This is a genomic window from Embleya scabrispora (genome assembly GCF_002024165.1).
GTDB lineage: Bacteria > Actinomycetota > Actinomycetes > Streptomycetales > Streptomycetaceae > Embleya > Embleya scabrispora_A.
This window is the reverse complement of record NZ_MWQN01000001.1, coordinates 4,636,325-4,655,384: the sequence shown is the minus strand read 5'-3', so window position 1 is coordinate 4,655,384 and position 19,060 is coordinate 4,636,325. Positions and strand designations below refer to the sequence as shown.

Genomic DNA, 19,060 nt, shown 5'->3' with positions numbered 1-19,060 from the left:
CGTCAGGGCGATCCGGGCCCTATGCGTGCGCATGCGCGCGACGACCTGACGCGTCAGACGCCACCACCTGACGCCTCATTCGACACCACACGGGAGACCAACATGGCCGACGGCACGTACCACTACGTGATCACCCTGCAATGGACCCTGCCCGACGGCGGGATGGGGACCTACACCGACCAGGGGACATACAGCCCCACGCCCAACGACACCCGCGAGACGGCGTATCAGACGATCCTCGCCCACGCCCTCCGCGAGATCCGCACCAACAAAGCCACCACGCTCCACTTCTCGCTCGAGCGGAACGCCCTGTGAGCGTCGGCCCGATAGGGGAGGATCTGTCCATGGACACCATCGCCGTCCCGCTGAGCCCCGACCTCCGGAACGCCCTCACCACCCGCCTCGCACCGACCCTCGGCCACAGCCGTGCGCGACGCGAGGTCGCCCGAGCGGCCGCCGGTCAGCCGTCGCCCGAGGTGCAGGCAGCGGTCACCGAACTGTGGACTGCGCCCCGGGCAATGGCTGCTCGGCTCGCCGAGATCGCCGTGACCCTGCTGACCGAGATGTCCAGCCTGGCGACCGCAACCGCCCCGCACCTACCCGAGGGTGTTCTGCGCGACGAGTACCTGGCCCACGTCGGCAGGCTGCTCAACGACGGTGCCCGCGCGCTGACGGAGGTGGCGGTAGCACCCGACGGCGTCCGCCCGCCCGCAGTCGAGGAGAACGCATGACCTGGCTCGCGCACCGCATCACCGACACGCTGCGCGACTGGTGGTCTGACCCCGCCTACCGGGAGAGCGTCATCCTCAGCGCCATGATCAGCACGCCGATCGTCACCGTCGTCGTGGCGGCACGAGTGCTCGCCGGAGGTGGAGCGTGACCGACGACCGCGAGGAATGGCGCCCGTAGCCCGGCCCGGTGCGATCATCGGAGGATGCGACCGAAACCCCGGCCGATGCTCCCGCCAGGCATCATGCGAGCCGACCTCGCCGCCGAGATCACCGGGCTCAGCCCGGCCGCACTGCGCGGCATGGTCCGCCGAGGCCAACTCCGCCGCTGGGGCGGGACCGAGCGGTACCCGCTGTACTACGTCGGCGACCTGCGGGCCGCGATGCAGCAGCGTGAGCAGCGGAAACAGCCTGCTTGACCGGGTGATCACCGGTCGTGCATCCTGAGCGCGCACGATAACCGCACAGGCGAGTCGTGCCCGAACGCACTTCGAGAGCCCCGAGAGCCGCACCGGCCCGGGGCTCTCGGCACATCCGATGCCCCTGTCCCCGAGTGGCTGGAGGCCGCCATGACCGAACCCGCGCCCACCGTCGGGCGGATCGTCCACTACGTCAGCTACGGCACCCCCGGCGGCGAGTACACCTCACAGTGCCGCGCGGCCATCGTCACCGAAGTTCCCGCCTACCGCACCGACGAACCGCACGACGGCTGCCCCAACGACGGCGGCACCGGATGTTGGGCGGTCGGCCTGTGCGTCCTGAACCCAACCGGGATGTTCTTCAACCGCGACATCATCCAGGACGAGACCGAACACGCCGGCGGCACCTGGCACTGGCCCGAACGGACCTGACCTCGGCGGCAATCGGTTACGACTCGGCCAAGCACCCGCCCTCCGACGGCTGGTGGGCGTAGCCTCCCCGGGACCTGACCCGTGGGGGGATCATGAGCTACCAGCCGCCGCAACAGCCCGGACAGCCGGGCCAATGGGGTCCGCAACAGCCCTACCAGCAACCGCCGCCGGGCTACCATCCCCCGCCGCCGCCTCCGCGCCGCAGCGCACAGACAGGCGTGTGGATCGGCGTCCTCGTGGTCGTCGTCCTGGCGCTCGCCATCGGCTTCGCGGTCGTTCGCAGCAGCGACAGCGGCGACGCACCCGACCTGACCGATCCGAGCGGCCCCGTTCCGCACTACACCGTCCTAATCAAGGACCTCAAGGCCAGGACGGGCAACGTCGAACTCCTCGTGCCCGACGCCACGATCCCCGGCGCCCAGGACGTGATCCGCTCGTACTCGAAGCTGTTCAACCGCGGCGAAGGCATGGAGAAGGTCGACATCACCGTCGTTCGCTCCGAGACCAGCAAGGTGTACGTCTGCAGCGGCCGATGGCTCAAGGACGGGCGTGCCTCGGAGTTGTACACCGGCGGCGACTTCACGGCCGACCGCTGGCCGGCCATCCGCATGAACTGCCCCGACCCGGACGGGCCGTCACCCGGCACGCCCGCTCTGCCGTAGCCGGCCCACCCGAGGCCCCGCCGTCGTGCGGGGCCTTACTCATGCCCGGAGGAGGGCGCCATGGACCCCCGATCCCTCGTCCGTATCCACAGCCTCGTCATCGCCGAACTCGTCGACCCGGCCGGCCGGATCATCGGCCGCTGCGAGACCACGAACCTGGTGACCCAGGTCGGCGACCAGTACTACATGGAGCGCGCGGCAGCCATCTCCAGCCCGCCCGCCCAGGTCACCGGCATGAAGCTCGGCACCGGCTCGACCACCCCGGCCAAAACCGGCGGCGGCGCCGCGCTCGCCACCTACCTGACCGACTCCCACCAGGCCATCGCCGCGACTTACCCGCAGTCGTCCCTCGCCACCGCGTCCCGCCGCATCACCTGGCGCGCCGTGTGGGCCGCAGGCAAGGCCACCACCGCGAGCCCGATCACCGAGGTGGTCCTCGTCAACGAGACCTTGACCGATGCCACCAGCCTCGCCGCAGCAACCATCGCCCGCGCGCTCCTCACCGGCATCGGGTCGAAGGGCTCCGGCGACACGCTCACTGTGACCTGGAGCCACGACCTGCTCGGCGCCTGACGAGGAGGCCACAGTGGCCACGTACCGCCTCTGGCCCGCCACCAACGGCAGCCCGACCGACGAGGCCACCAACCCGATCAACCTCGGCACCGAAATCATCCTCAGCGCTACCGGGTGGGTCACCGCGCTCCACTTCTGGCGCGCAACACTCAGCGAACTCGGCCCTGTCAGTGGGGCCATCTACAACGTCACCACCGCAACCCAGGTCACCGGCACCGCCGTCACGTTCACCTTGAGCGGCACCGGCTGGCATACCGCCACGCTCGCCGCTCCTGTGCAACTGTCGGCGGGCACCAGGTACGTCATCGTCATTCGGCACACCGACAGGTACGCCGGCACCGGCGGGTACTTCGCCAGCGGCCCCGGCGCCAGCGGCATCAGCAACGGCATCATCACCGCCCCTGCGGCGAGCGCCGTTACCACCGCGCCCGTCGGCAACGGCCGCTTCGACGAGGCCGGCGCAATTGCCGCGCCCGCCTCCACATTCAACGGTGGCTGCTACTGGGGCGACGCAACGATCGCCGACGTCAACCCCGGCGGCACGGACTACACAGCTTCGCCCGGCGAACCGCTCGGCCTCACCGACCTGGCCGCAGCGACGCAGGCCCTCGACCGCGGCCCCGCCGATCCACTGGGGCTCATTGACCAGGCCAACGCGGTGATCAACGCCGACAGGGCAGCGGTCGATCCCCTCGGGCTGACCGACCAGGCCACCGCCGGACTCGATCGGCCGCGCGACATCATCGACCCGCTCGGGCTCACGGACGCGGTCGACGCCACGCAGGCGGGGGCCCGCGGGCCGGGTGACCTCCTCGGGCTCACCGACGCCCCTGCGGCAACGCTCGACGGCGCCCGCTCGGCAGGCGAACTACTGGGCCTCACCGACACGGTGACCGCCACCCTCGACCGCGTCCTGACCGCCACGATCGTCGACACCATCGGCCTCGTCGATGCCGCAGTCGGCGCCACCGGCACGCCACCGGGGCCGCACCACATCCGCGTCGGCCCGCCACGCACGACCTGGGCCGCCGGGCCGCCGACGACGTAGGGAGACCGCCGTGGCTGTGCTGTACGACGACTCCACCCAGTACGTCGAGGTGCCTGTCACCTCCGCCGCGGGCGAGTCACCGACCGCGATCGACCTGGCGTTCACCGCCCTCGGGCTGCCCCTGCCGGACTTGCCGACATGGCACCCGGCCGAACTGACCACGGGCGGCGCGCAGCTACTTGTTGGCCCGGGCGGCGTCGACCTCACGCCCGGCCGGTACAGCGTCCACGTCCGCGTCGCAGCCGACCCGGAAACCGTGATCCTGCGGTCCGGCACGCTGACCATCCGGTAGGAGGTGCATCGTGACCCCACGCGGCGTCCGCCAGGTCCCGGTCACCGACGAGGAACGGCAGCACATCCTCGCCCTTCACGCGCAGGGCATGACCCGCAACGAGATTTGCCGGGAGACCCGCCGGTCTTCGGGCACGGTTTCGCTGACCGTCGCCGATGCCGGGTTCACGTTCGCCCGAGGCCCGGAGGTCGAGGCGGCGACCGCCGCTCGCAAGGCCGACCTGGAGGGACTGCGCACCCGCGAGGCCTACTTCTGCCTGTTGGACGCGATGCGCATACGCGAGCAGATGAGCCAGCCGGCCGTGGTCTTCAGCTTCGGCGGCAAGGACAATACCTACGAGGAGCGTGCGGTCGACGAACCGCCCGCCTCCGACAAGCGGGCCCTCGCCTCTGCGGCGAGCATGCTCTACGACCGCAGTCTCAAGCTGTGCCCGCCCGACGCCGGGTCCAGCGACGAGCAGGCCGGCCGCGACCTCATCACCAGCCTCATGGCCGGGCTCACCGCGATCCACCGCGATCAGCAGGAGGCCACAGACGAGGGGGCCTGATGCTCCCCGAGGAGATCCGGCGGCTGTTGTCGCCGCGGCAGATCCAGAGCATCGTCGAGGCGAACGCCCGCATCTGCATCTGGCACGGCGCGGTCCGATCGGGCAAGACCATCGCGAGCTTGATCGCGTTCCTGGCGGCCGTGGCGGCGGCCCCGCCCCGGGGCCTGATCATCATCACCGGCCGGACACTCGACACCATCGGCCGCAACATCATGGAACCCCTCGTCGACCAGGCCCTGTTCGGGCCACTGTCCAGGCTGATCAGGTGGACACCGGGCGCGTCGACGGCCGTGATCATGGGCCGCACGGTGCACCTGATCGGGGCGAACGACAGGCGGTCCGAGGGCAAGATCCGCGGGGCAACGGTCTGCCTCGCGTACATCGACGAAGCGTCGCTCCTGCCGAAGGACTTCTTCAGGCAGATGCTCGCGCGCCTGTCCATTGCGGGCGCCCGACTCCTGGCCACGACAAACCCCGACAACCCGGGGCACTGGCTCAAGCGGGAGTTCCTCCAGCGCGAGGGCGAACTCGATTTGAGGTCATGGCACTTCACCCTGGACGACAACCCCTCGTTGGACCCGGCCTACGTCCGGGCGCTCAAGGCCGAGTACGTGGGCCTCTGGTACAGGCGGTTCATCCAGGGCCAGTGGACGCAGTCCGAGGGTTCGATCTACGACATGTTCGACGTCGAACGCCACGTCGTCCGTGACCTGCCGCGCATCGACCGGTGGCTGTGCGACGCGATCGACTACGGCACCGTCAACCCCTACAGCGACGTGCTGATCGGCCTCGGCGTCGACCGCCGGCTCTACGTCGTGTCCGAGTACCGGCACGACTCGCGGCTCGCCCGGCGCCAGCTCACGGACGCCGAGTACAGCCAGGCCCGGCGGCGATGGCTCGCCGCAGTGCCGCATCCCGGGTCCAACGTGCTCGGCGTGCAGCCCGAGTGGACGATCGTCGACCCGTCGGCGTCGTCCTACATCGAGCAACTCCACCGGGACGGCGTGACCGGCGTGTCCCAGGCCGACAACGCCGTCCTCGACGGCATCCGCACGGTGTCCAGCCTGTTCGCCGCCGGGCGCCTGGTGGTGCACGAGTCGGCGGTCGGCCTGATCGACGAACTCCCGGGCTACGCCTGGGACGACGCGGCGGCGGAGGCCGGTCGGGACGAACCGCTCAAGGAGAACGACCACTCCTGCGACGCGCTCCGCTACGGCATCCGTACCACCGAGGCGCTGTGGCGCCCCTACATCCCGACCCACCTGGAGGTGGCTGCCTGATGCCTCTGCCCGAGGGCGGGAACATGCCATGGCCGCCGCGATACCTCAAGCCGGCGCTCACCGACATGCACATCTGGGACACCTGGTGGGCGGGCGACCCCGACCGGCTGACCAGCCTGTACGGCGGTGGCGTCACCAGCGGATTCGACCCCAAGCGGGGCCAGTACGCGGGCGGGCTCGTCGGCCGCCTGTCCCGCTGGTGGTGGGGGCAGCCCACACCGGCCGGAGAAGAGCGCTCGCACATCCACGTGCCGATCGCGGGCGACATCTGCGCCATGTCCGCCCGGCTGCTGTTTGCCGAGCCCCCGAAGATCACGGCGGCGGACCGTGGCACCCAGGACCAGCTCACGGAGTACCTGGACGACCGGGCGCACGCCCGCCTCAAGAACGCAGCCGAGGTGTCCGCCATGCTCGGCGGCGTCTACCTGCGCACGGTCCACGACACCGACATCTCGGACCGGCCGTGGATCGACACCGTCCACGCCGACCGCGCCGTTCCCGAGTTCACCTGGGGCATGCTCCGCGCGGTCACATTCTGGCGGATCATGGCCGAGGACGACGGGCAGGTCTGGCGGCACCTGGAACGGCATGAGCCCGGGTGGGTCATGCACGGCCTCTACCAGGGCACACGGGACCAGCTCGGCATGCCCGTGCCGCTGGAGGACATGCCCGCGCTGGCGGGTTTGGCCCGTGAGGTCGACTCCGAGGGCCGCATCGCCACGAACATCAAAGGGCTCGGGCCGACGTACGTTGCCAACCGCATGAGTCGCAGGTGGCGGAGCATGCCCGGTCTGGAGCACCTCGGGCGTTCCGACCTGGACGGCGTCGTGTCGCTGATGGACAACCTGGACGAGGCGTACGGCAGTTGGATGCGTGACATCCGTCTGGCCAAAGGCCGCGTCCACGTCCCCGAATCGATGCTCGACTCGAACGGCCCAGGGCGCGGCTCGCGATTCGACGTTGACCGCGAGGTGTACGCAACCCTCAACGCCCTCCAGCGGCCGGGCAATTCACTCACCCTGGCGGTCACGCAGTTCGCGATCCGCGCGGCCGAGCACAAGGCCACGGTGGACGACCTCGTCGAGCGCATCCTGACGTCGGCGGGGTACAGCACGCAGACGTTCGGCGCGAGTGACCAGGTCGCCATCACCGCCACGGAGGTCGACAGCAAGGAGCGGCTGACTGGCCTGACCAAGGCGGACAAAGTCCTCACGTGGCGCCCGGAGCTGTCGCACGCGCTCGGCAACTGGCTGGCGACGTACCGCGAAGTTTTCGGCGCGAAGGTCTCGACCGAGCCGCCCGCCGTGGCATTCGCGGACGGTATCCGCGAGGACATGCTGACACTGGCGAACACGGTCGACGCGCTCCGTCGCGCCCAGGCCGCTTCGACACAGACGCTCGTCGAGATCGTCCATCCGGACTGGGACCCGTCGCAGGTGAGCGCCGAGGTGGCGCGCATCCTGGCCGAGACCGGCATGGCAACGGAGGACCCGACAGCGTTCGGCGCCGACGAGCTGCCGCCGGGCGACGACTTCGGGCAGGAGTCGGATCCGATCGAGGGGTGACGCATGCCGGTGTCCCCCGCCTTGGCCGAGGGCCTGGCCAGCGTGCTCGGCGACCTGTACCGGGCCGCCGAGTACGTGTTGATCGACACGATCAAGCGCACCCTGGCGACCGGCATGTCGCTGCCCAACTGGGCGGAGAGCAAATTGGCTGCGCTCGGAGACCTGTCCAGCGCACTCGCGGGCATCGCCGAGGCCCTTGCCGGAGAGACCGCTGGCACGGTCGGCGAGGCATTGTCCACGGCCTACGACCGCGGGCAGCAGGCGGCCGTCGCGGAACTCAGCGCGGTCGCGGTCGGGCAGGCTGCGGTCGTGGCGTCGGTGCTGCCCACCGCGCCGGTCGTCGACCGCCTCGCCGCAAGCGTCCTGGACACGCTGACGCCGGTGCGGACCGCGATCCTGCGGCAGACGCAGGACGTGTACCGCAGCGTGATTGCCCAGGCCGCGGCGGCTCCGGCCCTGGGCGCGGAGACCCGCAGGCAGGCCACGCAGCGGGCGCTCGATGCGTTCGTCGACCGGGGCATCGTGAACTTCGTCGATACCCGCGGGCGCGCGTGGGGCATGGCCGAGTACGCCGAGATGGCGCTCCGCACCGCAGTAGGCCGGGCGGCGATCGAGGCCCACTCGGATCGCCTGGGCGCGGCTCGCGTACCGATGGTCATGGTGTCCGACCAGCCCCTGCATTGCCCGCGCTGCGACAAATGGGCGGGCAAGATCCTGTGGCGCTCGGGTGCCGCGACGGCGGGCACGGTGATGGTCGAGCACGCCACCGAGGACGGCAAGTGGGCCACGGTGAAAGTAGCCGGATCCCTCCCCGAAGCCCGCGCCGCCGGCCTGCTGCACCCGAACTGCCGGTGCTCGATCGCCGCCTACCTGCCGGGCGTCTCCACTCCGCCCGAATCGGTGCCGCACCCGGCCGGTGCGACGTATGCCGATACGCAACGCCAGCGTGCCCTGGAGCGCCAAGTCCGCAAGTGGCGCAAGCGGGAAGCGGCGGCGCTCGACGAGGACACTGCCAAGGTCGCACGGCGGAAGGTGGCGGAGAGCCAGACCAAGCTCAGGGAGCTGACCGGCGCGAAGGGCCTGAAGCGAAAGCCGGAGCGAGAGAAGCCGTCGGCGGGCCGCCCCGGGCGGGGCGGTCCATCCGCGCGTCCTGCTGACCCGACGCCACGCCCTCCCGCGCCCCCGTCTGCACCGGCAGCCCGACCGCCAGTACAGGCGCCCCGCCCGACGGCGGCCCCGACCCCGATGCCGCGGCCACAACCACGACCTCAAACGTCACCCCCGGCGGCGATCACGCCACAGCCGAGGCCAACCCCGACGCCACACGCCGCTACCGCACCAACGGCGACACCATCGGCGCCCGCGCACGCAGTCGACGACCCGGCGTCCAACAGGAGGCCGGCCGGAGAGTTCGCGGTGTCGGTGCGCACCGAGGATCTTCCGCGCCGCGCAGCATTGACGAAGGTCCCACCACTCACTCCCGATGCGCGCGAACTGGTGCGCACCAAGTCGGGCGAGAGGCTGCCGTACCGCACCGTCGGGATCCACGGCCGGGCCCGTGATCAGGCGCTCGATGCGCTGTACGCCCGCGGGTGGATCGACGAAGTCGGTGTCGTCACCGACGCCGGGCGCGCTCAGGCGCTGGCTTACAGCGAGCGGCACAGCATGCACAAGCCCATCCCCGATGTCGACCCGCCGCCCCCGGCACGCCCGCCGAGGATGGGCCGCCGGTACGAGGACCCGGCGTTGATGAACTGGCGTGAGCTGGATGCCGAATGGCTGTATCGCAGGGGCCAACTCAAGGCGAAGACGCCGGGTGTTGCCGCCGCTGCGGACAAGCGCATGAAGGCCCTCTCGCTCGCGCGGCTCCGGGCCCAGCTCGGGGACGACTTCTCAAGTGGTAGCTGATCACCCGATCCGCCGGGCGCGGATCCCCACCAGCCCCAGGAGGGCAAACTATGGAGACCCCCGACCTCGTCATGCCCGTGCACCCGGGCACCGGCCTGACTGCCGTGTACGTGTCGCCGCGGACCGGCCGCGCCTTCTGGCCAATCAAGGGCGGCTCCGAGGACGCCGGCGATGCTGGCGAGTCCGCCGGCGACGGGGACGCCGACGCAAGCACCGATGCCGGCGCCGAAGCGGAGGCGGCAGGCAGCGCTGCCGACAGCGCCAAGGGCGACGCGAAGCCGACACCGAAGGATGTCACCAAGTCGTCCGCCGGCAAGGACGAAGATCCGGCGGCGACCATTGCCCGCCTGGAAAAGGAACTCAAGGGCGCCCGCGGCGAGGCCGCCAAGGAGCGCGTGTCGGCAAAGGAAGCCGCCGCCACGGAAGCGCGCGCCGCCATGGTGCAGGAACTCGGCAAAGCCCTCGGGCTGATCAAGGACGAGAAGGCGCCGCCGCCCGACCCGGCCAAGCTCATGGCGGAGATCGAACGCGCCCAGGCGGCGCACCGCGACACCGCCGTCGAACTCGCCGTCTACAAGGGGGCCGCCGCGCACGGCGCCGACCCGGACGCGCTGACCGACAGCCGCGCGTTCCTCAACACCCTGGCCAAGCTCGACCCGGCCGCCGACGGCTTCACCAAGGCCGTCGGCAAGGCCATCGAGCAGGCGGTCAAGGACAACCCCAAGCTCTCCGCCGCCGGGCAGGCCCCGGCGCGCGCATCCGGCGAGTTCTCCGGCGGGACCGGCGACGAGCCTCCATCAGGTACCCGCAGCATCGACGACATCCGGGCCGAGCGCCGCAAGCGCCGCGCCGGATAGGAGGACTCAACCATGGCCAACACCTTCCTGACCTCGCAGGTCATCGCCCAGCAGGCACTGGCGAACCTGTACGAGACGACCGTCATGGCGTCGCTCGTACACCGCGACTACGAGGCAGAGTTCGCGCGCAAGCAAGGCGACGCGATCACCATTCGCAAGCCCACGACGTTCGTGGCCAACGAGTACAACCGCGCGGCGGGCATCACGGTCCAGGACGCGACCGAGAACAGCATCAACATGACGCTGAACCACTTCGCGGACGTCTCCTTCGCCGTCACGTCCGAGGACATGACGCTGAAGATCCAGGACTTCGACGAGCAACTCCTCACCCCGGCGATGGAGGCCATCGCCCAGAAGATCGACCGGGACATCCTCGCCCTGCGCACCGACATCGTGCAGGAGGTCGGCGTCGTCGCCGGGGACAACGAGTGGGCGTGGGACAACCCGCGCGTCCTCATCGACGCGGGCCGCGTCCTGAACACCCAGAAGGTTCCGGCCACCGAGCGTCGCGCCGTCGTGGGCCCGAACATCGCCGCGAAGTGGCTCGGCGATCCGCTGTTCCACGAGGCGGACAAGCGCGGCACCACCGAGGGCCTTACCGAGGCGTCCCTCGGCCGCCGAGTGTTCGGGTTCGACCCGTACATGACGCAGAACATCGCCAAGCCCGCACAGACCAGCGGCAACAGCACCACCGAGGAAGGGCTCGCCTTCCACAAGTCGGCGTTCGCCCTGGCCTTCCGGCCGCTGGAGCTGCCGATGGGTGCGCGGGACGCGGCCATCTCCAACTACAAGGGCTTCGGTCTGAGGGTGGTCTACGACTACGACATGGACAAGAAGCAGATGGTCGTCAGCGTGGACTGCCTCTACGGCACCAAGACCTTGGACGCCAACCGCGCCGTTCTCATCAAGGGCGCCGACGTCCCGTAGCCCAACCGGCCAGGTACAGCCGGACCCACCCCCTGATCGAAGGAAGGACACCTCATGGGCTACAAGGTCCATTCCGTGGACGGCAAGGGCGGCGAGATCGACCTCTCCACCGCCCGCACCTACTCGAAGGAAGTCCGCGTCGCCTCCGGCACGGCAGGCACCTACCAGCTCTTCAAGGTCCCCGCCGCTGCCAGCGTCATCGCGGTGCGCGCATACCGCACCGGCGGCACCGGCGGAACGGTCCAGGTGAAGAAGGGCGGGAGTGACGTTCTCGCCTCCGCCCTGGCCACCGCCACCGACTCTTGGGCAGGCAACACCACCGTCCAGAACGCGTCGTGCGCGGCGGGCGACAACATCAGCGTCGTCCTCGCCGCCCCTGCGGGCTCGCCCACGGAGATCCTCGTCCAGGTCGACATGCGAACGGCGGTCCCGGCATGAGCGTCTCCTACCGCAACACCAACACCGGTGACATCGCTCGCTACGAGGCGCCGAACCCGCGCCTGGAAGCGCTCCCGAACTGGGAGCGCATCAAGGACGGCGAGCCCCTGCCGCCGCTTGTCAACGACGGCGTGCTGTCCCGGCCGACGCTCACCGCACCGGGCGTGCACGACCTGTCCGGTGCGGAGTTGGTCACCAACCAGGCGATCCGCGAGAACCGACCCGACCAGGAAGCGGATGTCGAACAGGAGGGGCTCGCGACCACCGAGGACGGCGTTCCCTCCGAAACGAGGGCGCCCGCCAGATCGGCCACCACGGTCGAGTGGCAGAACTATGCCCGTCTCGTCGAGGACAACCCCGAGGCGCAGTCGGACATCGAGGGCATGACCCGCGACGAACTGATCGACCGCTACGGGGCGTCCGACGAAGCCGCCACGGAGCGCAGGCCGGCGCGCAAGTCCGCGAAGAAGTAGGGGAGCGGCCATGCCTCTCGTCTACGCCACGGTCGACGACCTGACGGCATGGCTCCCGCCCACGCTCGACGTCCCCGACGACGCCGAGCGGCGGCTCCTGCGGGCGTCGGCGCGGCTGCGGCGGGCACTGCTGACGGCCGTCTACGACGTCGGCCCATCCGGGCTGCCGACCGACGCCGAGGTATCGGCGGCGTTCCGCGACGCGACGTGCGCAATCGTCGAGTACCGGCTGACGAACGGCGACGACGACGCCGGGAGCGGCGGCACTTGGACGTCGGTGTCCGCCGGGTCGGTGGCCATGTCCCGGGCGGCGGCGGACCCGGTCGCGGCGGCGGCCGAGCTGCCGCAGTCCGCAATCGATGTCCTAGCGGTGCTCCCCACGGAAGTGTTCCGCCTGGGCGCCGTTGCCGCCGGGGGCTGTCGATGGTGAGCCTGCCGGGGATGCTCCTCGCCCACGTGGTGACGGTCGAGACCTACGCGGGCGAGGGCTCACACGGATCGGTCTACGGGCCGCCAGCGCCAGTCTCGTGCCTGCTGTCACAAGTGACGCAGCTCGTCCGGGCGCCCGACGGCCGCGAGGTCACCTCGTCCGCTTCGTACATCACGCACCCAGTGCATGACCCGCCGCCAGGATCCCGGGTGACCCTGCCCGACGGACGAGTGACGACCGTCATCACGGTCCGCCGTGAGGGCGTCGACATTCCGCCGCTGCCCGCCAACTCGGAGGTGATGATGCGATGACCCGAGCCACGGTGACCTGGACCGGGAACGTCGCCGCCGGGCTCGCCCACGACGGCGCGGCCCGCGGGCTGCTGCTCGGCATGGAGCACGTCCTCGGTGAGAGCAAGAAGGTCGTCCCCCTGGACGAAGGCCCCTTGGACAGGAGCGGTACCGCAAGCGTGGACGAGGGGCGGCTCGTGGGCGCCGTGTCCTATGACACCCCGTATGCCGAGGACCAGCACGAGAACATGACGTACAACCATCTGCCGGGCCGCACCGCGAAATACCTCGAGTTGCCGATGGCCGAGGAGACGCCGACCGTCCTGGACCTGGTGGCGGCGGAGATTCGGCGGGCGCTGCGGTGAGCACCTGGACCACCAGCCTGATCGACGGCCTCGCGCAGCTCCTGCACGACGCCGGGCTCGGGGTCTACCGGCCGACCGGTACGTATGCCGCAGCCGATATCGCGGTGGTTGCGGGCGTATTGCCGCCGATGCCTGACCGTGTCTACTGCCTCTCGCTCTACGGCACCGTCCGACCATCTGGGCTCGCCGACGTCCGAGTCTCCATCCAGGGGCGCGCCCGCGGGCCTGCGGGTGACTCGCGTTCGGCGGACTACGTGGCCGACCCGATCCGGGACTACCTCGACGGATACAGGGCCGTCACGGTCGGCGGGATCCGCATCTCGCAGATCCTCCATGCCTCCGGCCCTGGAGTGCTCGGCCTTGACGGCAGCAACCGCCCGGGCCGCACCGACAACTTCGCGATCACGGCCGAGCGGCCGACCACGCATTACCCCGACTGACAGGGAGTCAGCACATGGCGCTCACCATCACCGGGGTATACCCGGCGACTGGATCCACCCTGGGCGGCGACACGATCACCGTGTCCGGCACCGACCTCAACACCGTGACCACGGTGACCGTCGGCGGCACGGCCGCGCCAGACTTCGAGATCCTCAACGCCAAATTCCTCCGGATCCTCACTCCGCCCGGTACGGCGGGCACGGCGAACATCGTCCTGGGCGACGGCAGCACGACCGTCACCCTCACCGCTCAGTACACCTACGCGGCGCCGACGAGCGACGCCGTCCTGACGTCCACACTCGCGCGCAAGTTCCGGATCGACGTCAACACCGGCACGGCGGGATCGCCGATCTGGACCCAGGTGCGGGCGATCACCACGATGGCTACGCCGATCAGCCCCACGATGCAGGACGACTCGGACTACGACTCCGACGGCTGGGGATCGCAGGCAAAAACCATGCTTGCGTGGTCGATTACGGCGACGCTCAGCCGCAAGGTCGGTGCCACGTCCGGCAACTACGATCCGGGACAGGAGAAGATCCGCTCCGCGCACGACCAGTTCGGCCCCGACGGCCTGGTGCAGCTCCGCTGGTACGACCGCACCGGGGGCCCTGAGGCGTACACCGGCTTTGCGCACGTTGGTTGGGAGCCCCAGGGCGGCGACGCGCCCGCTCTCGACACCGTCAACCTCACCCTCACCGGGCAGGGCAAGCGCACGACCATCGCGAACCCGGCGGCGTGATGGGCCTTCCCGATCTGGACCAACTCGGCCTGACCGGCGAGTACCTCGAACTCCCCATCAAGGGAACGCGGTACCGCTTCAAGATGGTCAACGCGAGGCTCGGCCGCGCGCTGGTCAAGGCCGCATCGACCGGCCGCATGGACAGCGAACTCCTCGGCGATGACCAGACCGCCGCCGAGTACAAGCAGCTCCTCGGAGAGCACTACACGACGCTCCTCGACATGCTCGACGACCGCGAGTTCATGCACGTCTGCACCGTGCTGGTGACCTGGGTGATCGCCGGCAAGGACCTCGCCGAGCGCGTGTGGACCGGTGCCGACCCTCGACGGGCCCCGGCGGGCGGCAACTCGTCGGCCGGGGCACCTGCGAGGACGGCATCTACGAGTACTACGAGTACGAGGACGGGACGGCCCCGGAGCCGGGGCAATCGACGGCGCCGGTGAAGTGGCAGCAGATCCTCGACCACGAGGACGCCGTCGAGGCCGACCTCCACCAGGTGTACGGCATCGACTACGACGACGCCCTCGATCGCCGCTCCTGGCGGTGGATGGCGGTTCGCATCGCCGGCCTGCTCTCCACGGACAGCCGCCTCTACCGGGCGCTGACACCACGTCAGGACCCAGCACCCGGGAGGTGATCCGTGGCGCTCACCGTCGGCGAGCTGGTCGCCTACCTGACGATCGACGACCGCGGCATGCAGCAGGGCATGGCCCGCGCCGAGCAGACGATGCAGCAGGCCGGGCGACAGATCACCCAGACGACCGAGCGCGCCGGACAGCAGGCCGGGCAAAACCTCGCCCAGGGCGTCGGGTCGGGCGCGCAGGACGCTGCCCGGCTCGCCCAGCAGGGGCTCGGCGGGATCGCCCAGCACGCCCAGCAGGCGGGGCAGCAGGCCGGGCAGCAACTCGATGCGTCCCTCGGGTCGGCCGCGGCGCAGGCCGGGCAGACGGCGGCGACCCAGGCCGGGCAGGGACTCGCCGGGATCACCGGCGGTGCGCGGGCGGCGGGCACCCAGGCGGGGGCGGCGCTGGACCACACGCTCGGCGCGATTGCCCAGCACGCGGGGCAGTCCGCCGGGCAGGACGCGAGTCAGGCACTGACCCACCAGATGGCCCAGGGCGGCCAGGACGCCGGGGAGGCAGGCGGCGAGAGTCTGACCGAGGGCCTCGACGCCGGTACCAAGGCGGTCGCCGCGTCGGGCGCGCTGCTCGGCGCCGCGTTCATCGCGGCGTTCGCCGAGGTCATGGAGCGGGAGCAGATCACCGACCGCCTCAACGCGCAACTCGGCGCTACCGGCGCGGACGCCAAGCAATACGGCGACCTCGCCGGGAGGCTGTGGAAGAACGCCGTCGTGGAGACGGTCCAGGAGGGCGCCGACGTCATCAAGGGCATCGTCCAGCAGGGCTTGATGCCGCCGGACGCCACGAACGCCCAACTGGAGAGCATCGCCACCAAGGTCGCCGACGTGTCGGGGCTCCTGGAGGAAGACTTCGGCCGGACGTCGATGGCCGTGTCCAGCATGCTGAAGAACGGCCTGGTCAAGACCGCCGAGGAGGCGCTCGACGTCCTGACCGTCGGCATGCAGCAGGGCGTGAACAAGGGCGAGGACCTCCTCGACACCTTCGCCGAGTACAGCCCATTCCTTCGGCAGCTCGGTCTCGACGCCCAGACATCGCTCGGCATCCTGAAGCAGGGCCTCGAAGGCGGCGCCTGGAACTCCGACATCCTCGCGGACAGCCTCAAAGAGGGCCTGCTCATCATGCAGGGCATGGCCCCGCCGGCCGCCGCCGCGATCAAGCAACTCGGCCTGAACGCCGACCAAATGCAGGCGGCGTTCACGCAAGGCGGGCCGCCCGCTCGGGCGGCGCTCCAGCAGGTCCTGGACGCGCTGCGCGGCATTGAGGACCCGACGCTCCGCAACAGCACGGCGCTCGCGCTCTTCGGCACCAAACTGGAGGACACCCAGGCCGCATTGTTCGCCCTCGACCCGAAGACCGCGACCAAGGGCATGAGCGACCTGGCCGGTGCCGCCGAGCGCGCGGGCGAGACGATGCGCGACTCGGCCGCCGTGAACATGGAGAAGTTCAAGCGCTCCGTGCAGGCCGGGTTGGTCGACTTCATCGGCGGCGAAGTCTTGCCACGGCTGCTGGAGTTGGCATCGTTCGCGAAGAACATGTGGGAGGGCATCCCCGAGGGCGGCAAGGACGTCATCCAGGTCCTGGGGCTCGCGACGCTGGTCGTCGGTGGCCTGACCCTCGCGTTCAGCGTGGGCCGGGCGGCGGTCGGCGCCTACCAGGCAATGCTCGCGGCGCTGTCCGCCCAGGCGACCGTGGCGAGTACGGCAATGCGGGTCCTCCAGGTGTCGATGGGCGTCCTCGGCTTGGCGGCCGTCGCGGTCACCACGGTCATGGCGCTGCTCGGCCACTCGTCGAAGCAATCGTCGGACGACGTCAACCGCTTCACCGACAGCATCAGGAAGGCCGGCGGGGCGGTTGATGAGTCGACGAAGGCGATGGTCCGCGGGGAGCTGTCCCAGAAGGGCGTGCTGCAGAGCGCCCAGAAGCTGGGGCTCTCGATGCAGGACGTCACGGACGCCGCCACGGGCAACGCTGCGGCATGGGAACGAGTCAAGGCCGCGATCGGCGACCGGCTCTGGGGCGACACCGCCAAGGACGCCTGGACCGTGCTGGGGTCGCTGGAGAGTACCAACGAGGCCTTGAAGTACGGGACTTCCGAGTGGGAGCGGCAGGCCGAGGCTCAGGGGCAGTCGGTCGAGCAGGCCAGGGAGGTGGCGGCCCAGCAGCAGGCCGTCACGCGGGCGGCCGAGGATCAAGAGAAGGCCGTCAAGGCCCTCAAGGACAGCTGGGACGCCCTGAATGGGAAGGCTTTGGACAGCATGGCCGCCCAGGACGACCTGGAGGCCTCGGTCGACGATCTGACGGCGAGCATCGAGGAGAACGGGCGGACCCTCGACGCGGGAACCGAGAAGGGCCGCAACAACCGCGGCGCAATCCGGGACATGGTAGAGGCGTCGTACGCGCTGTCCGAGGCCACGCTGCAGGAGACCGGCAGCCGCGAGCAGGCCAACGCAGTCCTCGCCACCCAGAGGGAACGCCTTCGGGCAACGCTGGAGCAGATGGGGTACACGAAGGATCAGATTGCCGTCCTCATCCAGCAGTACTTTCGAATTCCGGGCGAGGTCGGCACCAGCATCGAGGCTGACCCGTCGGGAGCGCTCCGGGGCGTCAGTTCGGCTTTGGGTGCGCTCGCGCGCATCCCCAACGAGAAGGTGATCCTGATCAGCGCGGCTATCGGTGCCGGTGCCGCTGCCGCGCTGGCGATGGCGCGTCAGGCCGACGGCGGGATTCTGTCGTTCGTGAACGGCGGGATCACCCCCGGCCGTTACCGCTCGTACGCTGGTGGCGGGATCGAGCAGCACGTGGCGCAGATCGCCGACGGCACACCGGTGGGCCGCTATTGGGCCGAGGAAGAAACCGACAAAGAGTCCTACATCCCGTGGGCACTGGCGAAACGCGCGCGATCGACGGCGATCCTCGCAAGGACAGCCAGCGCGTTCGGCTTCGAACTCATGCCTGCATCGCGGACCGTTGGCGCCCCCGCCCTCGCTGGCATCGGAACCACGGCGGCCTCCGCCACGGCGGGCGTATCCGGTGAATCGGCGGGCGGGAGGTCGGTCACCGTGCACATCGACAACTACTACGCGGACGGCCAGAGCGAGCAGGGGATCGCCGAGGCTCTGTGGTGGGAAGCCACGAAGCGGGGGGCCTGATGATCGGCGATCTGGTCACCCAGGACGGCCACATTCAGTACGGCGACCTCCTGCTCGGCGAGGGCGGCGCTGCGGGCTGGACCCAGCTCGCTGGCTGGCTCGACATGCCGGGCCTCGACAGCGGCACCACGCCCCGGCCGGTCGAGCACGGCGCCTGGCCGGGTCGGCTGTACGCGCAGCCGCGGACGATCACCGTCGAGGGTGTGATCGTCCGCGAGCCGCTCGGGGCCAACGTGGCGGCGATCCGGGCGGGGACGCCCGTCGCCCAGGACGAGCAGCCGCTGGTCGTGCGGCTGGACGGCCAGACGCTGTACGCCGAGGCGCGTTGCACCCGGCGGGCGTTGCCGATCACACCGACGCACCGGGTCGGCCGGGTGTACGCCGCCCTGCAGTGGGAGGCCTCCGATCCCCGGCTGTACGACCCGACGGAGGTCGCGGCCGGAACGGGCCTACCGTCGGCGCCGGTCGGCCTGACGTACAACCTCACGTATCCACTGAGTTACGGCTCTGGGGGCGCGTCCGGTGCGGTGGCCGTGACCAATGGCGGCAACGCCGACAGTCATCCGATCGTCGTGTTCGCCGGCGAGTGCGACACGCCGTCGGTGACGGTCGTGTCGACCGGCATGGTGCTCGAATTCGACATTGCCCTGACGGTCGCCGACACCCTGGTGGTCGACTGCCGGGCCGGCACGGCGACCCTCAACGGGGTTGCGTCGAGGCTGATGACACGCACCTCCCGCTCGGCGCTGCTGCGGCAGTTCACCGTGCCGCCGGGCGCACAGGAGATCGCATTCCGCGCCCTGAGCGGCACCGCCACCATGACCGTGAGCCGCTATGCGGCGTGGATGTAGGA

Annotated in this window: 26 protein-coding genes; all 26 read left to right on the top strand. The window is 70.3% G+C overall.

The genetic code is table 11. From position 1 onward, the window contains the following. Window positions 1–102 precede the first annotated feature (102 nt). The 26 genes from B4N89_RS20660 (at window position 103) to B4N89_RS20540 (ending at window position 19,058) form a co-directional block, all read left to right on the top strand. Entirely contained in the window at window positions 103–315 is a 213-nt protein-coding gene (locus tag B4N89_RS20660) for a hypothetical protein (RefSeq protein WP_078977323.1), read from the top strand. A gap of 29 nt (window positions 316–344) precedes the next feature. Then, on the top strand, window positions 345–731 hold the full coding sequence (locus B4N89_RS20655) for a hypothetical protein (protein WP_078977322.1): 387 nt from the start codon (window positions 345–347) through the stop codon (window positions 729–731). Next, on the top strand, window positions 728–880 hold the full coding sequence (locus B4N89_RS49850) for a hypothetical protein (RefSeq protein ID WP_161500765.1): 153 nt from the start codon (window positions 728–730) through the stop codon (window positions 878–880). The genes B4N89_RS20655 and B4N89_RS49850 overlap by 4 nt, the downstream gene beginning before the upstream one ends. Before the next feature lie 93 nt (window positions 881–973). Next, window positions 974–1,147, top strand: a complete 174-nt coding sequence (locus B4N89_RS20650; RefSeq protein WP_235618708.1) for a hypothetical protein — start codon at window positions 974–976, stop codon at window positions 1,145–1,147. Window positions 1,148–1,297: 150 nt separating this feature from the next. After that, window positions 1,298–1,579 (top strand): hypothetical protein, encoded by a 282-nt coding sequence (locus tag B4N89_RS20645; protein ID WP_078977320.1) that lies wholly within the window; start codon window positions 1,298–1,300, stop codon window positions 1,577–1,579. A 92-nt stretch (window positions 1,580–1,671) separates the two neighbouring features. Continuing rightward, entirely contained in the window at window positions 1,672–2,241 is a 570-nt protein-coding gene (locus tag B4N89_RS20640) for a hypothetical protein (protein ID WP_143658041.1), read from the top strand. Between the two features lie 60 nt (window positions 2,242–2,301). Beyond that, on the top strand, window positions 2,302–2,814 hold the full coding sequence (locus tag B4N89_RS20635) for a hypothetical protein (protein ID WP_078977318.1): 513 nt from the start codon (window positions 2,302–2,304) through the stop codon (window positions 2,812–2,814). Window positions 2,815–2,827: 13 nt separating this feature from the next. Continuing rightward, entirely contained in the window at window positions 2,828–3,862 is a 1,035-nt protein-coding gene (locus tag B4N89_RS20630; protein WP_078977317.1) for a DUF4082 domain-containing protein, read from the top strand. A gap of 10 nt (window positions 3,863–3,872) precedes the next feature. Continuing rightward, window positions 3,873–4,154: a hypothetical protein gene (locus B4N89_RS20625; protein WP_143658040.1), complete on the top strand. Its 282-nt coding sequence runs from the start codon at window positions 3,873–3,875 to the stop codon at window positions 4,152–4,154. 10 nt (window positions 4,155–4,164) lie between these two features. Further along, the gene (locus B4N89_RS20620) at window positions 4,165–4,701 is read left to right on the top strand and encodes a helix-turn-helix domain-containing protein (RefSeq protein WP_078977315.1); all 537 of its coding nucleotides are present in this window, start codon (window positions 4,165–4,167) and stop codon (window positions 4,699–4,701) included. Further along, window positions 4,701–5,981, top strand: coding sequence for a PBSX family phage terminase large subunit (locus B4N89_RS20615; RefSeq protein WP_078977314.1), 1,281 nt, complete (start codon window positions 4,701–4,703; stop codon window positions 5,979–5,981). The genes B4N89_RS20620 and B4N89_RS20615 overlap by 1 nt, the downstream gene beginning before the upstream one ends. Next, window positions 5,981–7,546, top strand: a complete 1,566-nt coding sequence (locus B4N89_RS20610) for a capsid protein (RefSeq protein ID WP_078977313.1) — start codon at window positions 5,981–5,983, stop codon at window positions 7,544–7,546. Before B4N89_RS20615 ends, B4N89_RS20610 begins: the two co-directional genes overlap by 1 nt. A 3-nt stretch (window positions 7,547–7,549) precedes the next feature. After that, complete coding sequence (locus B4N89_RS47775) at window positions 7,550–9,454, top strand: phage minor capsid protein (protein WP_101897131.1); 1,905 nt, start codon at window positions 7,550–7,552, stop codon at window positions 9,452–9,454. 50 nt (window positions 9,455–9,504) lie between these two features. Then, window positions 9,505–10,311: a hypothetical protein gene (locus B4N89_RS20600; protein WP_078977312.1), complete on the top strand. Its 807-nt coding sequence runs from the start codon at window positions 9,505–9,507 to the stop codon at window positions 10,309–10,311. Window positions 10,312–10,323: 12 nt separating this feature from the next. Continuing rightward, window positions 10,324–11,238 carry a P22 phage major capsid protein family protein gene (locus tag B4N89_RS20595; RefSeq protein ID WP_078977311.1) on the top strand — a complete coding sequence of 305 codons (915 nt, stop codon included), beginning with the start codon at window positions 10,324–10,326 and terminating at the stop codon, window positions 11,236–11,238. 54 nt (window positions 11,239–11,292) lie between these two features. Next, window positions 11,293–11,676: a hypothetical protein gene (locus B4N89_RS20590; protein ID WP_078977310.1), complete on the top strand. Its 384-nt coding sequence runs from the start codon at window positions 11,293–11,295 to the stop codon at window positions 11,674–11,676. Continuing rightward, window positions 11,673–12,149: a hypothetical protein gene (locus B4N89_RS20585; protein WP_078977309.1), complete on the top strand. Its 477-nt coding sequence runs from the start codon at window positions 11,673–11,675 to the stop codon at window positions 12,147–12,149. Before B4N89_RS20590 ends, B4N89_RS20585 begins: the two co-directional genes overlap by 4 nt. A 10-nt stretch (window positions 12,150–12,159) precedes the next feature. After that, entirely contained in the window at window positions 12,160–12,579 is a 420-nt protein-coding gene (locus tag B4N89_RS20580; RefSeq protein ID WP_078977308.1) for a hypothetical protein, read from the top strand. An 11-nt stretch (window positions 12,580–12,590) separates the two neighbouring features. After that, window positions 12,591–12,890 (top strand): hypothetical protein, encoded by a 300-nt coding sequence (locus B4N89_RS20575; RefSeq protein ID WP_235618707.1) that lies wholly within the window; start codon window positions 12,591–12,593, stop codon window positions 12,888–12,890. Then, window positions 12,887–13,234: a hypothetical protein gene (locus tag B4N89_RS20570; protein ID WP_078977306.1), complete on the top strand. Its 348-nt coding sequence runs from the start codon at window positions 12,887–12,889 to the stop codon at window positions 13,232–13,234. Before B4N89_RS20575 ends, B4N89_RS20570 begins: the two co-directional genes overlap by 4 nt. After that, window positions 13,231–13,674, top strand: coding sequence for a minor capsid protein (locus tag B4N89_RS20565; RefSeq protein ID WP_078977305.1), 444 nt, complete (start codon window positions 13,231–13,233; stop codon window positions 13,672–13,674). The genes B4N89_RS20570 and B4N89_RS20565 overlap by 4 nt, the downstream gene beginning before the upstream one ends. 14 nt (window positions 13,675–13,688) lie before the next feature. Next, complete coding sequence (locus B4N89_RS20560; protein ID WP_078977304.1) at window positions 13,689–14,417, top strand: phage tail tube protein; 729 nt, start codon at window positions 13,689–13,691, stop codon at window positions 14,415–14,417. Beyond that, window positions 14,417–14,860, top strand: coding sequence for a DUF7426 family protein (locus tag B4N89_RS20555; protein WP_078977303.1), 444 nt, complete (start codon window positions 14,417–14,419; stop codon window positions 14,858–14,860). The genes B4N89_RS20560 and B4N89_RS20555 overlap by 1 nt, the downstream gene beginning before the upstream one ends. Then, entirely contained in the window at window positions 14,857–15,054 is a 198-nt protein-coding gene (locus B4N89_RS20550; RefSeq protein WP_078977302.1) for a hypothetical protein, read from the top strand. The genes B4N89_RS20555 and B4N89_RS20550 overlap by 4 nt, the downstream gene beginning before the upstream one ends. A gap of 3 nt (window positions 15,055–15,057) precedes the next feature. Then, the gene (locus B4N89_RS20545) at window positions 15,058–18,207 is read left to right on the top strand and encodes a phage tail tape measure protein (RefSeq protein WP_078977301.1); all 3,150 of its coding nucleotides are present in this window, start codon (window positions 15,058–15,060) and stop codon (window positions 18,205–18,207) included. Beyond that, window positions 18,207–19,058, top strand: coding sequence for a phage distal tail protein (locus B4N89_RS20540; RefSeq protein ID WP_078977300.1), 852 nt, complete (start codon window positions 18,207–18,209; stop codon window positions 19,056–19,058). The genes B4N89_RS20545 and B4N89_RS20540 overlap by 1 nt, the downstream gene beginning before the upstream one ends. The last annotated feature ends 2 nt before the right edge of the window (window positions 19,059–19,060 follow it).

What these genes read in the sequence shown, in the direction of transcription:
- B4N89_RS20600 (WP_078977312.1), top strand. Translation starts at nt 9,505, where the DNA reads ATGGAGACCCCCGACCTCGTCATGCCCGTGCACCCGGGCACCGGCCTG.
- B4N89_RS20570 (WP_078977306.1), top strand. Translation starts at nt 12,887, where the DNA reads ATGACCCGAGCCACGGTGACCTGGACCGGGAACGTCGCCGCCGGGCTC.
- B4N89_RS20640 (WP_143658041.1), top strand. Translation starts at nt 1,672, where the DNA reads ATGAGCTACCAGCCGCCGCAACAGCCCGGACAGCCGGGCCAATGGGGT.
- B4N89_RS20580 (WP_078977308.1), top strand. Translation starts at nt 12,160, where the DNA reads ATGCCTCTCGTCTACGCCACGGTCGACGACCTGACGGCATGGCTCCCG.
- B4N89_RS20560 (WP_078977304.1), top strand. Translation starts at nt 13,689, where the DNA reads ATGGCGCTCACCATCACCGGGGTATACCCGGCGACTGGATCCACCCTG.
- B4N89_RS20610 (WP_078977313.1), top strand. Translation starts at nt 5,981, where the DNA reads ATGCCTCTGCCCGAGGGCGGGAACATGCCATGGCCGCCGCGATACCTC.
- B4N89_RS49850 (WP_161500765.1), top strand. Translation starts at nt 728, where the DNA reads ATGACCTGGCTCGCGCACCGCATCACCGACACGCTGCGCGACTGGTGG.
- B4N89_RS20655 (WP_078977322.1), top strand. Translation starts at nt 345, where the DNA reads ATGGACACCATCGCCGTCCCGCTGAGCCCCGACCTCCGGAACGCCCTC.
- B4N89_RS20615 (WP_078977314.1), top strand. Translation starts at nt 4,701, where the DNA reads ATGCTCCCCGAGGAGATCCGGCGGCTGTTGTCGCCGCGGCAGATCCAG.
- B4N89_RS20645 (WP_078977320.1), top strand. Translation starts at nt 1,298, where the DNA reads ATGACCGAACCCGCGCCCACCGTCGGGCGGATCGTCCACTACGTCAGC.
- B4N89_RS20595 (WP_078977311.1), top strand. Translation starts at nt 10,324, where the DNA reads ATGGCCAACACCTTCCTGACCTCGCAGGTCATCGCCCAGCAGGCACTG.
- B4N89_RS20540 (WP_078977300.1), top strand. Translation starts at nt 18,207, where the DNA reads ATGATCGGCGATCTGGTCACCCAGGACGGCCACATTCAGTACGGCGAC.
- B4N89_RS20660 (WP_078977323.1), top strand. Translation starts at nt 103, where the DNA reads ATGGCCGACGGCACGTACCACTACGTGATCACCCTGCAATGGACCCTG.
- B4N89_RS20650 (WP_235618708.1), top strand. Translation starts at nt 974, where the DNA reads ATGCGAGCCGACCTCGCCGCCGAGATCACCGGGCTCAGCCCGGCCGCA.
- B4N89_RS20585 (WP_078977309.1), top strand. Translation starts at nt 11,673, where the DNA reads ATGAGCGTCTCCTACCGCAACACCAACACCGGTGACATCGCTCGCTAC.
- B4N89_RS20555 (WP_078977303.1), top strand. Translation starts at nt 14,417, where the DNA reads ATGGGCCTTCCCGATCTGGACCAACTCGGCCTGACCGGCGAGTACCTC.
- B4N89_RS20635 (WP_078977318.1), top strand. Translation starts at nt 2,302, where the DNA reads ATGGACCCCCGATCCCTCGTCCGTATCCACAGCCTCGTCATCGCCGAA.
- B4N89_RS47775 (WP_101897131.1), top strand. Translation starts at nt 7,550, where the DNA reads ATGCCGGTGTCCCCCGCCTTGGCCGAGGGCCTGGCCAGCGTGCTCGGC.
- B4N89_RS20590 (WP_078977310.1), top strand. Translation starts at nt 11,293, where the DNA reads ATGGGCTACAAGGTCCATTCCGTGGACGGCAAGGGCGGCGAGATCGAC.
- B4N89_RS20575 (WP_235618707.1), top strand. Translation starts at nt 12,591, where the DNA reads ATGCTCCTCGCCCACGTGGTGACGGTCGAGACCTACGCGGGCGAGGGC.